The organism is Bradyrhizobium sp. C9 (assembly GCF_002532045.1).
Classification (GTDB): domain Bacteria; phylum Pseudomonadota; class Alphaproteobacteria; order Rhizobiales; family Xanthobacteraceae; genus Bradyrhizobium.
On sequence record NZ_NWTG01000004.1, the window covers coordinates 100,108 to 114,495 of the forward strand.

The 14,388-nt window shown below is 64.7% G+C and carries 10 protein-coding genes and 1 tRNA gene; 6 read left to right on the forward strand and 5 right to left on the reverse strand.

Features of this window, described 5'->3' with window-relative positions; genetic code table 11:
* Window positions 1-178: 178 nt before the first annotated feature.
* The 3 genes from CO675_RS10805 to CO675_RS10815 all read left to right on the forward strand — a co-directional run bounded on the left by CO675_RS10805 (window position 179) and on the right by CO675_RS10815 (window position 1,854).
* A tRNA-Ser gene (locus CO675_RS10805) sits at window positions 179-268 on the forward strand.
* A gap of 161 nt (window positions 269-429) precedes the next feature.
* Window positions 430-1,410: an acyltransferase family protein gene (locus CO675_RS10810; RefSeq protein WP_097671922.1), complete on the forward strand. Its 981-nt coding sequence runs from the start codon at window positions 430-432 to the stop codon at window positions 1,408-1,410.
* A gap of 156 nt (window positions 1,411-1,566) precedes the next feature.
* Window positions 1,567-1,854, forward strand: a complete 288-nt coding sequence (locus CO675_RS10815) for a DUF5658 family protein (RefSeq protein WP_245452719.1) — start codon at window positions 1,567-1,569, stop codon at window positions 1,852-1,854.
* 103 nt (window positions 1,855-1,957) lie between these two features.
* Here the strand turns inward: CO675_RS10815 and CO675_RS10820 are convergent, their stop codons facing one another.
* The gene (locus tag CO675_RS10820) at window positions 1,958-2,878 is read right to left on the reverse strand and encodes an alpha/beta fold hydrolase (RefSeq protein ID WP_097671923.1); all 921 of its coding nucleotides are present in this window, start codon (window positions 2,876-2,878) and stop codon (window positions 1,958-1,960) included.
* 135 nt (window positions 2,879-3,013) lie between these two features.
* On the opposite strand from CO675_RS10820, the gene CO675_RS10825 reads away from it, so the two are divergent.
* Both CO675_RS10825 and CO675_RS40915 read left to right on the forward strand, forming a co-directional pair.
* A complete protein-coding gene (locus tag CO675_RS10825) occupies window positions 3,014-3,484 on the forward strand; it encodes a winged helix-turn-helix transcriptional regulator (protein ID WP_097671924.1) in 471 nt (156 codons plus the stop codon).
* Window positions 3,485-3,569: 85 nt separating this feature from the next.
* A complete protein-coding gene (locus CO675_RS40915; RefSeq protein ID WP_176531327.1) occupies window positions 3,570-3,737 on the forward strand; it encodes a hypothetical protein in 168 nt (55 codons plus the stop codon).
* A gap of 12 nt (window positions 3,738-3,749) precedes the next feature.
* On the opposite strand, the gene CO675_RS10830 is transcribed toward CO675_RS40915, so the two are convergent.
* Window positions 3,750-4,568 (reverse strand): aminoglycoside phosphotransferase family protein, encoded by an 819-nt coding sequence (locus CO675_RS10830; protein ID WP_097671925.1) that lies wholly within the window; start codon window positions 4,566-4,568, stop codon window positions 3,750-3,752.
* Between the two features lie 200 nt (window positions 4,569-4,768).
* Here CO675_RS10830 and CO675_RS10835 point away from each other — a divergent pair, with 200 nt between their 5' ends.
* Window positions 4,769-5,026 (forward strand): hypothetical protein, encoded by a 258-nt coding sequence (locus tag CO675_RS10835; protein WP_028340659.1) that lies wholly within the window; start codon window positions 4,769-4,771, stop codon window positions 5,024-5,026.
* A gap of 18 nt (window positions 5,027-5,044) precedes the next feature.
* Here the strand turns inward: CO675_RS10835 and CO675_RS10840 are convergent, their stop codons facing one another.
* The 3 genes from CO675_RS10840 to CO675_RS10850 all read right to left on the reverse strand — a co-directional run bounded on the left by CO675_RS10840 (window position 5,045) and on the right by CO675_RS10850 (window position 14,322).
* Complete coding sequence (locus CO675_RS10840; RefSeq protein WP_097671927.1) at window positions 5,045-6,388, reverse strand: PQQ-dependent sugar dehydrogenase; 1,344 nt, start codon at window positions 6,386-6,388, stop codon at window positions 5,045-5,047.
* Between the two features lie 139 nt (window positions 6,389-6,527).
* Entirely contained in the window at window positions 6,528-8,021 is a 1,494-nt protein-coding gene (locus tag CO675_RS10845; protein WP_097672276.1) for a sensor histidine kinase, read from the reverse strand.
* A gap of 16 nt (window positions 8,022-8,037) precedes the next feature.
* Window positions 8,038-14,322: a HAMP domain-containing protein gene (locus tag CO675_RS10850; protein WP_502693374.1), complete on the reverse strand. Its 6,285-nt coding sequence runs from the start codon at window positions 14,320-14,322 to the stop codon at window positions 8,038-8,040.
* Window positions 14,323-14,388: the final 66 nt, after the last annotated feature.

A 14,388-nucleotide genomic window follows, 5' to 3' on the forward strand; every position in this document is an offset into this window, starting at 1 on the left:
CCAATTGCTCTGGTCTCGGCTCCATAGCATCGGCTGAAGGCCAACTTGTCCTCGCGCTCAAATTCAGTCGGTTCGCTGCCGGTGCAGCGAGCAAGCGGCCTGCGTGGCACCGACGTTCTCGCCAAGTTCGCGTTGCGTTCGGCGTCGCCCTACGCTAAGGGCCTGATCCGAATGATCCGGAAGGGTGGCCGAGTGGTTTAAGGCACCGGTCTTGAAAACCGGCGTGCCCGCAAGGGTACCGTGGGTTCGAATCCCACCCCTTCCGCCAATTCACACCCGACGGGCACGATCGCCCAAGCCAGACCTTGCCGTTCAGCAAGGACCGGAAGGCTCCGTAGAGTCCCGGGTTGCCCTGCGCTGTCGGGTGCGGGAGTTTTCCCGCTCCTCCTGAAGGCGGGGCAAGATGGACACTGCAGCCATCGGCGATCGATGAGCACGGAACGCAAAGATCAGTCCGACCGTTCCGAACCGCTTGACGCGCTCAGGGGGCTGGCGATTTCGCTGGTCATCGCCCGGCACTATTTCGGCTTCAAATACGGCATGCTGGGCGTTGACCTGTTCTTCGTCCTCAGCGGCTTTCTGATCGGCGGCATCCTGCTGGATAGCCGCGAACAGCCCGGCTATTTCTCGTCCTTCTATGGGCGGAGAGCGTTTCGGATCCTGCCGCTCTATTGGTTGCTGCTGGCGCTGTTGCCGCCGGATCACTGGGGCTACTACCTGTTCTTCATCCAGGCCATCCCGTGGCTGGAGTTCGGCTATCCGCAGTCCGACCTGACCTTCGTCACCTGGACGCTGGCCATCGAAGAGCAGTTCTACCTCATCCTGCCGATCCTGATTTACTGGCTGCCACGCCGATGGCTGATCCGCACCATTTGGGCAGGCGTGCTGCTGGCGCCGGTCTGGCGCTGGCTGTTTCACGCCTATCTGCCGGATCATTCCTGGCAGTTTCTGCTGCCCGGCCGCCTCGATGAACTGTTCGGCGGCGTCCTGCTCGCCTGCTTCATGCGCGGCTACTGCCGCTCCCGCATCGTGTGGTTGATGCTGGCCTGCGTGCCGGCGCTTTGCGACGTGGCGTATGCTGTCATGGTTGAACCCTTCGGCTTTCTCTCCATCGCGGCGTCGGCATGTTGCGCGATCGTCTGGCTGGGCGCCAACATGGAACGCACAGAACTGCTGCGTCCGTTCGTATGGCCGGGACGCCGATGCTATTCGCTCTACCTCTTCCATATGCTCGTCTACGATGTGTTCTTTGACTTCGGCCGTCCGCTTGCCGGTTGCCTTGCACTTCCGGTCGTCTGCCTCTTGGCGGAGATCACGTGGCGCACGATCGAGTCTCCGCTGATCGGCTACGCGAGGAGACGATTTGCGCGAGCCGAGCCAGCGACGATCAGGGTCGTTGGTGTCGTCTAGAGCAAATGCAAGGGGTGACCGGAGCCGCGGCCATGCCAAATGGCCGAGCGCTCATGTGGGTGCCGCGGTTGAATCTCCTGCCGGAACCGACAATTAACGAATCAGCCCAATGATTAGGAGCATTGCCGGGCTGGCGCCCGGCACCAAGAGGCTGAAATGAATTGGGTCAAGGCACTGCTGCTGTTCTCCGTGCTGCTCCTTGGATGCGCGGACCTCGCGACCACCAACAGGATTTTGGAGCTCGGGTTCAACGAGGCAAACCCGTTCATGGAGATGGCCCAGACCTGGTTCGGTGCCTGGTGGCTGATCCCGAAATTGGGTTTGACGTACCTCGTCATCGCGTTGCTTTGGCGCAGCCAAAGCCTCTCCAGGATTGCCCTCGTCGTGGCGTTCTGCTCAACGCCTGTCATCAACAACCTCGTCATTATCGCTGGCGCGAGCTGAACGAGCCGCACGCCGATCGCAGTTTGGCGATGTGATCGTCGTGCTCGTTTGTTGCGAGCAGCGCTGTTGTTGCCCTGCCCCTCGCATGCGATCGGGCACGCGGTCAGGTCTGCCGGATGAACTCCGCGATCAGGCTGCCGATTTCCTCCGGGGCATCCTCAAAGCAATAGTGCCCGACGCCGGCAAGACGCCTGACCGGCGCGGCCGGGAAGATCGCGGAAAACAGCGGTAGCAAATGCTCTGCGTGCAGCGTGCGGTCTGCTTCGCCCCAGATGGCGAGTGCAGGCTTGCTGCGGATCGCGCGGTCGGCGGCGTGATCCGGCGCGTCGAACCTGTGCGCGCCGGTCGCAAAGCCCCTAGCCCATCCGATCGCACCGCGGCAGTCGGCCGGACGTGCGAAGGGGGCGCCGTAGGCGGCGAGCCAGGCGTCGGTGATGACGGCGTTGTTCTCGAAGCCGTTGAGCTTGAGCGTGCTCAGGATGTTGAAGCCGAGCTGGCCGAGTACCGGCTCGAGCTCACCGTTGGCTTCGGCCTTTGCGATCCATTGAAACCACGGCGAAGCCAGCGCATTGGCGGTGACGCGCTCGAACAGATCGCTCTGCCCGAACGGCGTCGGCCCGTTGGCCGAGATGATGCGGCGGATGCGATCCGGATGCCTCGCCGCAAACCCCATGCCGACGGGACCGCCGAAGTCATGCATCACCAGCGTGATGTCGGCGAGGTCGAGCGCGCGAACCAGCGCTTCGAGATTGTCGACATGGTCCTGCAGCCAATAGCTGCGCTCGGCCGGCGTCGCACTCTTGCCGAACCCCATGTGATCCGGAACGACCACGCGGTGCGTCGCGCGCAGGACCGGCACCAGATGGCGAAACAGATAGCCCCAGGTCGGTTCACCATGGAGGCAGAGCACCACCTCGCCGTCCCGCGGACCTTCGTCGAGATAGTGCATCCGGAAACCCGGCGCCGTGCTGAAATGCGGTGTGAACGGAAAGGTGCCGTCGAAGGTGGCGTCGGGTTGGATCATGGCGGCCTCGAATGGTTTTAATTTGAAACCATCCTGTAACCCTTGAGGTTTTACTTTGCAACCGATATATCGAGGTCCGACTTGAGCGGCCTTTCGGGGCCGCGCCACCGATTCAGGACGCAGAACGAGGAGCGGATGGCGAAGCGAGTGAGCCACAGGGACTCGATGTGCGGCGTGGCCCGGCCGCTGGATGCGATCGGCGACTGGTGGTCGCTGTTGATCGTCCGCGATGCATTCGATGGGCTGCGCCGGTTCGGCGAATTTCAGAAGAGCCTCGGGCTTGCCAAGAACATCCTCTCCGCCCGGCTCCGCAATCTGCTGGCGCACGGAATCATGGAGACCGTGCCTGCGGCGGACGGCAGCGCGTATCAGGAATATGTGCTGACCGAAAAGGGACGCGGGCTGTTCCCGCTCCTTGTCGCGCTCCGGCAGTGGGGTGAGGATTTCTTCTTCGAGCCCGACGAGGCGCACGTGCTGCTGGTCGATCGAAAGAACGGACTGCCGGTGCGCCGGCTCGAGCTGAGAGCGCAGGACGGACGCGTCGTCGGCGCAGAAGACACGATGGTGCGACTGCCGCAGGCTTCGCATGAGAACGGCAGCGCGTGAGACGCGCGTGCGCCACGCAGGACCGCCGTCAGCAACCGGATCTTAACCCTCCTTGCCGCAGCATCCGCGCGTGGAGGTTCGATCAATGCAGACATTCCGGATTTCGCTGAGCGATGGGGAGCGGAAATTCCACACGGCGATTCAAGCGCCGGATCCCGCGTCCGCGCGTATCAAGGCCGCCTATTTCTTTGACATATCGAAGTGGCGGATCTTGAGCGTGTCGCTGAGCGGAGCCAGCGCCGCGGCGGCATAGTCGCTGCGCGCCCTACGCCATCCGGTCGAGCTCAGCTGCGGCAAGGTTTGCGATCTGCAGGTCGATTTCGGCGAGCGGATCGTGATCGCCGAGGAACCATGCTGCCGACAAGCCGGTCCAGGCGACGATCCATGACAGCAAGCGCCGGCGATCCAGCTTGGCTGCTTCCACGACGATGTCGAGACGCCGCGTAAAACGTCCGGGTTCGGTCGCGACCGGCCGTGCCGGATCGGCAAGATCCGGATTGGTGAAAATGTTGGCGAAGTCGAAGCCACGCTCGCCGACGAGGTGCTTGGGATCGATCGCGAGCCAGCCGCGCGCGCCGAAGTCGAGTACATTGTCATGGTGCAGATCGCCATGTAGCACCACGATCTCGCTGACGTCGCCGAGCAGCGCTTCGGCGATGTCCGCCGATCGCTTCAGGATGCCGCCATGCGCCCTCGCCGCCGGCCACAGCTCGCGAAACCAGTCCTTCAGTGGCGTCAGGTCCGGCCGCGGTTTCGCCCGCCGGGCGTGAAGCCGATCGGCTGTTGCACAGAGAATTCTGCAGGCCTCATCGTCCCGGCCGGTTCGCGCCATGTCGCTGAGCGAAGCCGAACCCATCGCCCGTTCGAGCAGCAGCGCCTCGCCGTCACGCGCAAGGACGCGCGCCGCACCGTCGCCATCCCACCATTCCATGACGATGGCGCCGAGGCGTTCGTCCGGCTCGTGCGAGAGCTTGAGCATCGCCGGTTCGCCGAGCTGTCGCACCGGCAGCAACCGTGCGGCGTGCGTCACGATTGGCGCGCCGTCGGGGACGAGGCTCCAGGCCGAGAGATAGGGTTCGAACATCGGGCGGGCTGATCGGGTAATGAGAGGATGTAACCATCGTTGTAAGCATTGCCCGCGCACCCTGCCACGCTGGTTCCCTGCGGCGCATCGTGGCAGGGCCGCGGCAGCCGGTTCCTGGCCGCCCTGGCCATGTTGGCTGATGACAGCCCCCACCCATCTCGCGCTACAATGTCGCAGCCGGTGCGATGGAGGGTGTGGTGATGCCGCGAAAGGGAATTACCGGACACGACGAATGGGTGGTCACGGAAGCTCTGGCCACCGCGCTGGTCGCGCTCGAGCAGTTGCCCTCGAAGCACCAGCCGCGCGCGCATATGGAGGACGTCCGGAAGATCCTGACCGCGAGATGTGAGGCCGGCGCCGTCACGCTGCATCTTGCCCAAGCCAAGTGCCGGTTGTTTCCCGATACCGATCCCCTGACCATCTACGAGGAATACGGCCTCAAGGACGGGCTGGGCTAGCAGCCGCCAACTGAACGGCTAGTCGTGGCTGACGCGCCAGATCGTGCCGTTGCCGTCCTCGGAGACCAGCAGCGCGCCGTCCCGCGCCACGGTCACACCCACCGGACGGCCCCAGACCTCGTTGTCGGCGATGACGAAGCCGGTGACGAAATCCTCGTACTCGCCGGTCGGCACGCCGTCCTTCAACCTGATGCGAATGACCTTGTAGCCGGTGCGCTTCGCGCGATTCCACGAGCCGTGTTCGGCAGCGAACGCATCGCCGCGATATTCGGCCGGAAAACTGCTGCCGGTGTAGAAGGTCAGGCCGAGCGAGGCCGAGTGCGCCTGCAACAGCACGTCGGGAGTAGTCACCTTGTCCTTGAGATCGGGTCGCGCGCCGGCATGCGCGGGGTCTTCGTTGGCGCCGATATAGTACCAGGGCCAGCCGTAGAACGCGCCCTCGCGGATACGCGTCACATAGTCGGGCACGAGATTGTCGCCGCGGCCGTCGCGCTCGTTGGTCGAGCACCAGGGCGTGCCGCTTCCGGGCTGGATCGCAAGTCCGACGCAGTTGCGGATACCGGTGGCGAACAGTTTCTGGTTCTTGCCGTCGGGATCGAAGGCCAGCACGGCCGCTCGGTCGGTTTCCGATCCCCAGGCCGCGCCAAGCGCGTGGTCGCGGCTCCAGCTCTCGATACCTTCCGGCGGCCGGCCAAGGCCCTCGCCTGCGTTGCCGGCGGAGCCGACCGACACCAGCATCCGTTTGCCGTCCGGCGTGAACACGATGTCGCGCGTCGAGTGGCCGTAGCCGTGCGGAAGGTTTGCGACGATGCTCTCAGGCTTTCCCGACGCCTTGAGATCGCCGTTGCGGTAGGCAAAGCGCACGACGCTGTCGGTGTTGGCGACGTAGAGCCATTGCGGATTGTCGCCGTTTGGAAAGAACGCGATGCCGAACGGCCGGTTCAGTCCGGATGCGTAGACCTCATTGGTCGCCGGCCTGGTGCCGCCGTCGGCGCTGCGCAGGACACGGATACGGCCGGAGCCGGTTTCCACGACGAAGACGTCGCCGTTGGGCGCGGTCCGGATAATGCGCGGACCGCTCAGCCCGCTCGCAAACAACTCGACCCTGAAGCCCGCCGGCACCTGCGGCACCGCCGATGCGGGGCGCGATACGACGCGGGACGAATTGCTGCTGGAGGCCGTTGCGCCCGGCTTGGGCAGGTCCTGCGGCGTGATCAGGCGCACCGTGCCGGGTCTGTCGCGCTGCCAGTCGCCGAATGCCTCCGCGCCTTTCAGCACAGGTTCAGCGCCCGACCGCGCGATGCCGGTCGCTGCGAAGATGACGACGGAAATGCAGGCGCCGGCAAGATTTGTCTTACGCATTTGCTCCTCGCGCGAGGTCCCGGTCAGACGCGCAGCTCATAGCGCAGTTCGCGCGCAGGCTGCGTTCACAATGTCGTCTGCATCAATGTCCATCGGGAGGCGCTGTCACATCAGCAGGTGAGCTGCTCCGCAGGATGCACTACACGGCCCTGGAACGGACCATGGGCTTGCGCTCGGCCGTCGTCGGGTCGCGGAACGCCGGCGTATCTCCAACAAGCGGCTTGAGAGGAACCGTGAGCCGGCAGATCAGGCCCTCGGTACGCCAATCGAAGTCGGCCCGTCCGCCGAGTTGAGTCTCGATGCTGGCGATGACACTTCGTGTGCCGAAGCCTTTCTGCTTGGGCTTGGTCACCGGAGGCCCGCCGGATTCCACCCAGGCCAGGATCAGTGTGTCGTCCGCCACTTCCCAGGTGATCGCGAGCCGGCCCGGCAACACCGACAGGCTGCCATATTTGGCCGAGTTGGTGACGAGCTCGTGCAGCGCCAGTGCCAGCGTCTGCGCGGTCGCGGGCTGCAGCTGCACCTCTCCGCCGGCGATCTGAATCTGCCCGGCCTCGGAATAAGGCGCAATCTCCTCGGTCACCAGCCGCCGGATCTCGGCGCCCTGCCAGCTCGACAGCGACAGCACGGTGTGAACCCGCGCCAGCGCCGTGATGCGGCCCTCGACCGCCCGCACATAGGCGGTCACGTTGTGCGCGCGCGTCAGGCGCACGATCGACTGCGCCAGCGCGAGCGCGTTCTTGGCGCGATGGTCGACCTCGCGGGTCAGGAGGCTCTGCCGTTCCTCGGCCTTCTTGCGATCGGTGATGTCGACGGTGACGCCGCTGACCCGCACTACCCTGCCGCTCCGGTCGCTGGTCGCCGCAGCCGTGCCGACGCACCAGCGGATCTCGCCGTCCGGCCGCACGACGCGGAATTCGGCCTCATAGGAGGTGTGGCCGTTGCCGAAGCCGGTCCAGCCCTGCCGGAGTTGTTCGACATCGTCGGGATGAAACAGCGCCCGGATATTGTCGGAGGTCAGTGCGAAGGATTTCGGATCGACGCCGAAGATCTTGTATTGCCCTTCGTCCCACATCCAGTCCCCGTTGACCCAATCCCAATCCCACGAGCCCATCTTGCCTGCGGCAATCGCCATGCTGCGACGTGCTTCGCTCTCGACCAGCCGGGTGGTCGACTGCTCGAGCTCGGCGGTGCGCGCGCGCACCCGGTCTTCCAGTTCGGCATTGAGGCGTTCGAGTTGCCGCGTCTTGCGGTACAGCTCGGCGAACACGCGGATCTTTGCGCGCAACACTTCCGGCACGACCGGCACCGGCACGTAATCGACCGCACCCATCTCATAGCCGCGCAGCCGGTCGATATCGCTGACCTGGATTGCCGAGATGAAGATCATCGCGGTCTTTTGAAAACGCGGATGTTCGCGGATCATTGCTGCGAGTTCGAAGCCGTCGAGCTCGGGCATGCAGACGTCGACCAGGATGACCGCGACTTCGTTCTTGAGCAGGAACTCGAGTGCCTCGCGGCCCGACGAAGCGGCAACCAACGTCTCGCCGAGCTCTTTCAGGATGACCTCATAAGCCAGCAGCTTGGCCGGCTGGTCATCGACCAGAAGGATGTTTACCTTTTCATGGTCCATCATATTCGATCGCCGATCAGCGGTGCAGCCACATGCGGATCGCCAGCAGCAGTTGCTCGGTATTCACGGGTTTCGCCAGATAGTCGGATGCGCCTGCCTCCAGGCATTTCTCGCGATCGCCTTTCATCGCCTTCGCGGTCAGTGCAATGATCGGCAGCCGCGCAAAGGCCGGATTGAGCCGGATGGCGCCGATGGTCTGGTAACCGTCCATCTGCGGCATCATGATGTCCATCAGCACGATCGCGATCTTCGGATTGGACTCGACCAGCGAGATCGCCTCGTGACCGGTTGTCGCAGTCAACACCTTCATACCTCGCCGCTCAAGCACGCTCGACAGCGCGAAGATGTTGCGGGCGTCGTCGTCGACCAGGAGCGCCGTCTTGCCAATAAGATCCTCATCGGAACTATTGAGCTTCTCCAGCATCCTCTGTTTTTCGACGGGCAATTCCGTGATCACACGGTGCAGGAACAGTGACGTTTCGTCGAGCAGACGTTCCGGCGACTCCACGCCCTTGACGACGATGCTGCGCGCCATCGTGTGCAGTTCCGCGTCCTCCTCGGCCGAAAGTTCCCGCCCCGTAAATACCACAACCGGAATATTGGAGAGCGTCTCGTCCTTGCGGATCTGATCCAGCACCTCGAAGCCGCTCATGTCGGGCAGCCGCAGGTCGAGCACGACACAGTCGCACGGATGCTCGCGCAACGTTGAGAGCGCCCCTGCCCCGGTTCCGCTGGTCACGATCTCGATATCCTCGTGGCCGAGCAACTCGGTGATGCTGAGCTGCTCCGCTGCATTGTCCTCCACGATCAGCAGGCGTTTGCGACGCGGTCTGGCGTACTCCTTGATCTGCGACAGCGCCGCGCTGACGCCCTCGGTCGTGGTCGGCTTGTTGACGAAGGAGAACGCGCCGCGCGCCAGCGCATGTTGCCGGTCCTCGTCGAGCGTGATGATCTGGACCGGAATGTGACGGGTCAGCGGATTGTGCTTGAGCTGGCTCAGCACCGTCCAACCCAGCATGTCGGGCAGGAACACGTCGAGCGAAACCGCGCTCGGCTGGAACTGCTTGGCGAGATCAAGCGCCTCGGCGCCGCGGCTTGCGACCAGCACCTTGAAGCCCTTGTCACGCGCCAGATCGATCAGCACCCGCGCGTAATGCGGGTCGTCCTCGACGATCAAGAGGATCGTGTCGCCGGGTTCGAGATCGAGCCGGTCGTCCGGCAGCTGCTCGATCACGCGCTCTTGCACGCTGGACGACTGCAGCGACGGCGCTGCCGTGTGCGGCATCGCCAGTGCCTGCGGGCGCAAGGCCGCCGACGGTCCGGCATATTTCAGCGGCAGATAGAGCGTGAAGGTCGACCCCTTGCCCGGCGCGCTGCGCAGATGGATCTCGCCGCCGAGCAGGCCGGCCAGCTCGCGGCTGATGGCAAGGCCAAGGCCGGTGCCGCCATATTTGCGGCTGGTGCCGGCGTCGGCCTGCTGGAACGCCTCGAAGATCAGCTTCTGCTTGTCCTGGGGAATGCCGATGCCGGTATCGGACACTTCGAATGCAACGACGGCCGGCGCGGCGTTCAGGATCGGGTGCTCGGCGCTCCAGCCGCCGACCGCGGCCGACACGGTCAGGCTGACGCCGCCGTCCGCGGTGAACTTGAACGCATTCGACAGCAGGTTCTTCAGCACCTGCTGCAGCCGCTTGGAGTCGGTCACCATGCTGCGCGCAAGGTTGCCGTCGACGTCGATGCTGAAAGAGAGGTGCCGGTTCTCCGCCTCGTGCCGGAACGGCCGCCCGACGGTCTCGAGCAGGCTCGATGTGAGGATTTCCTCGGCGTCGACCGTCACCGTGCCGGACTCGATCTTGGAGAGATCGAGGATGTCGCTGATCAGGTTCAGCAGGTCGGTGCCGGCGCCATGAATGGTGCGGGCGAACTCGACCTGCTTGCCGGTCAGGTTGCCGTCCGGATTCTCGGTCAGCTGCTGGCCCAGGATCAGGATCGAGTTCAGCGGCGTGCGCAGCTCGTGCGACATGTTGGCGAGGAATTCGGACTTGTACTTCGAGGTCAGCGAAAGCTCGGTCGCCTTTTCCTCCAGCGCGCGGCGGGCCTGCTCGATTTCCTGGTTCTTGCGCTCGACGTCGACGTTGCGCTCGGCGAGCTGCTGGGCCTTCTGCTCGAGCTGGTCGTTGGTCTGCTGCAGCTCCCTCTGCTGGGTCTGAAGCTCGCCGGCGAGCGTCTGCGACTGCTTGAGGAAGGCCTCGGTCTGCATCGTCGCCTCGATACTGTTGAGCACGATGCCAATGCTGTCGGTCAGCTGTTCGAGGAAGGTGATCTGCGACGTCGTGAACGACGAGATCGAGGACAACTCGATCACCGCCTTGACCTGGTTCTCGAACAGCACCGGAAACACGACCAGGTTCTTCGGCATGATCCGCATCAGCGCCGAATTGATCGGCACTGCGTCGCCCGGAATGTCCGAGACCAGACGCTGGCGCTTGTCGAGCGCGCATTGACCGATCAAGCCCTCGCCGAGCTGGACGATCTGCGAATGCGGGTTGCTGCTGTCGTTGGCGTAGGCAGCAAGCAGCCGCAGTTGCGGGCTCTCCGGATTGTCGACCTGATAGATCACGCCCATATGCGCGTTGATCAGCGGCGCCAGCTCGGTCAACAGGAGGCGGCCGACGGTCGCAAGGTCGCGCTGGCCCTGCAGCATGTTGGTGAAGCGTGCGAGGTTGGTCTTCAGCCAGTCCTGCTCGGTGTTGCGCTCCGTGGTGAGACGGAGGTTGCCGATCATGGTGTTGATGTTGTCCTTCAACTCCGCGACCTCGCCGCGTACGTCGACCTGAATCGAGCGCGTCAGGTCTCCCTTGGTCACGGCGGTCGCCACCTCCGCGATGGCGCGGACCTGGGACGTCAGGTTGGCGGCCAGCAGGTTGACGTTGCCGGTCAGATCCTTCCAGGTGCCGGCCGCACCGGGCACGTTGGCCTGGCCGCCCAAGCGTCCTTCGACGCCGACTTCGCGCGCCACGCTGGTGACCTGATCGGCAAAGGTCGCAAGCGTCTCGGTCATGTTGTTGATGGTGTCGGCGAGCGCGGCAACCTCGCCCTTCGACTTCACCGTCAGGTTCTGCTTGAGGTCGCCGTCCGCGACCGCGGTCACCACCTTGACGATGCCGCGCACCTGCTCGGTCAGGTTCGCCGCCATGACGTTGACGGTGTCGGTCAGGTCCTTCCAGGTGCCGGCGACGCCGCGCACCTCGGCCTGGCCACCGAGCTTGCCCTCGGTGCCGACCTCGCGCGCCACGCGCGTCACCTCGCCGGCGAAGGCATTGAGCTGGTCCACCATCGTGTTGATGGTGTTCTTCAGCTCGAGGATTTCGCCCTTCACGTCGACGGTGATCTTGCGCGACAGGTCGCCGCGCGCCACGGCGGTCGTCACTTCGGCGATGTTGCGGACCTGCGTGGTCAGGTTGGCGGCCAGCAGGTTGACGTTGTCGGTCAAGTCCTTCCAGGTGCCGCCGACGCCGGGCACCACGGCCTGGCCGCCCAGTCGCCCCTCGGTGCCGACCTCGCGCGCCACGCGCGTGACTTCGGCGGCGAACGAGCGCAGCTGCTCGACCATCGTGTTCAGGGTGTCCTTGAGCAGCAGGATCTCGCCGCGCACGTCCACCGTGATCTTCTTCGACAGATCGCCGCCGGCGATCGCGGTCGCGACCTCGGCGATGTTGCGGACCTGCGCGGTCAGGTTCGAGGCCATGAAGTTGACGTTGTCGGTCAAATCCTTCCAGGTGCCGGCGACGCCGGGCACTTCGGCCTGGCCGCCGAGCTTGCCTTCGGTGCCGACCTCGCGCGCCACGCGCGTCACTTCACCCGCGAAACCGTTGAGCTGGTCGACCATCGTGTTGATGGTGTTCTTCAGTTCGAGGATTTCGCCCTTCACGTCGACCGTGATCTTGCGCGACAGGTCGCCGCGCGCCACGGCGGTCGTCACTTCGGCGATGTTGCGGACCTGCGCCGTGAGGTTACCGGCCATCGAGTTGACGCTGTCGGTCAGATCCTTCCAGGTGCCGGCAACGCCGGGCACGTTGGCCTGGCCGGCCAGACGTCCCTCGGTGCCGACCTCGCGCGCCACGCGCGTCACCTCGCCCGCGAAGCGGTTGAGCTGGTCGACCATCGTGTTCAGCGTTTCCTTCAACTGAAGGATCTCGCCGCGGACGTCGACCGTGATCTTGCGCGACAGGTCGCCGCCGGCGATCGCGGTCGCGACCTCTGCGATGTTGCGGACCTGCGCCGTGAGGTTACCGGCCATCGAGTTGACGCTGTCGGTCAGGTCCTTCCAGGTGCCGCCGACACCGGGGACTTCGGCCTGGCCGCCGAGCTTGCCGTCGGTGCCGACCTCGCGCGCCACGCGCGTCACTTCGCCGGCGAAGGCGTTGAGCTGGTCGACCATCGTGTTCAGCGTTTCCTTCAGCTGAAGGATTTCACCCGACACGTTCACCGTGATCTTCTTCGACAGGTCGCCCTTCGCCACCGCGGTTGCGACCTCCGCGATGTTGCGCACCTGTCCCGTGAGATTGGAGGCCATCGAGTTGACGCTGTCGGTCAGGTCCTTCCAGGTGCCGGCGACGCCGCGCACCATGGCCTGACCGCCGAGCTTGCCTTCGGTGCCGACCTCGCGCGCCACGCGCGTCACCTCGCCGGCGAAGGCGTTGAGCTGGTCGACCATCGTGTTGATGGTGTCCTTCAGCTCGAGAATTTCACCGCGCACGTCCACCGTGATCTTCTTCGACAGGTCGCCGTTGGCGACCGCGGTCGTGACCGCTGCGATGTTGCGGACCTGGGCGGTCAGGTTCGACGCCATCGAGTTCACGCTTTCGGTGAGGTCCTTCCAGGTGCCGGCGACGCCGAGCACGTTGGCCTGGCCGCCGAGCTTGCCTTCGGTACCGACCTCGCGCGCGACGCGCGTCACTTCCGACGCGAAGGCGTTGAGCTGGTCGACCATCGTGTTGAGGGTTTCCTTCAGCTGAAGGATCTCGCCCGACACGTTCACCGTGATCTTCTTCGACAGGTCGCCGCCGGCGATCGCGGTCGCGACGTCGGCGATGTTGCGGACCTGCGCGGTCAGGTTCGACGCCATGAAGTTGACGTTGTCGGTGAGATCCTTCCAGGTGCCGGCGACGCCGGGCACCTGGGCCTGGCCGCCGAGCTTGCCTTCGGTACCGACCTCGCGCGCGACGCGCGTCACTTCCGACGCAAACGAGTTGAGCTGGTCCACCATCGTGTTGATGGTGTCCTTCAACTCGAGAATCTCGCCGCTGACGTCGACCGTGATCTTGCGCGACAGGTCGCCGCGCGCCACGGCCGTGGTCACGTTGGCGATGTTGCGGACCTGGGCGGTCAGGTTGCCGCACATCGCGTTCACGGAGTCGGTGAGGTCCTTCCAGGTGCCGGCAACGCCGGGCACGATCGCCTGGCCGCCGAGCTTGCCGTCGGTGCCGACCTCGCGCGCCACGCGCGTCACTTCCGAGGCGAATGAACGCAGCTGATCGACCATCGTGTTGATGGCCTCCTTCAGCTGCAGGATCTCACCGCGGACGTCGACCGTGATCTTCTTGGACAGGTCGCCGTTGGCGACCGCGATCGTCACCTCGGCGATGTTGCGGACCTGGCCGGTCAAATTGTTGGCCATCGAGTTGACGCTCTCGGTCAGGTCCTTCCAGACGCCGGTCACTTCCGGCACCTGGGCCTGGCCGCCGAGCTTGCCCTCGGTGCCGACTTCGCGGGCCACGCGCGTGACCTCCGAGGTGAACACCGAGAGCTGCTTGATCATCGTGTTGACGATGTTCGCCGACTGCAGGAATTCGCCGCGCAGCGGCCTGCCCTCGACGTCGAGTTGCACGGTCTGCAGCAGATCGCCCTGCGCCACCGCGGCAACCGCGCGGGTGACTTCGCGGGTCGGCCACAGCAAATCGTCGATCAGGGTATTGACCGAGCTTTCCATATCGGCCCAGGCGCCGCTGGCGAGGCCGAAATTGACGCGTTGGCGGGTCTGTCCTTCGCGGCCGACGACCTGTCCGACGCGCGCCAATTGCTGCGCCATGCGCTCGTTGGCGGCTGCGATTTCGTTGAAGGCGTCCGCGATCTTGCCGTCGATACCGAGATAGTCGCCGCGCATCCGAACCGAGAAGTCGCCGCCGCGCATCGCCTGCAGCGATTGCAGCAGGTCGTGCGAGGAATCGAGGCTTCCGTTCGATGATTGGGTGCGGCGGGTATCAGCACGGGGACGAGGCGGCGAACCGAGATCGGTCATGGAATTTCCCCTACGCGCTGGCCACGAATCCTGGGACTCGGAGAAGCCAGTCTGACCATAAGAATG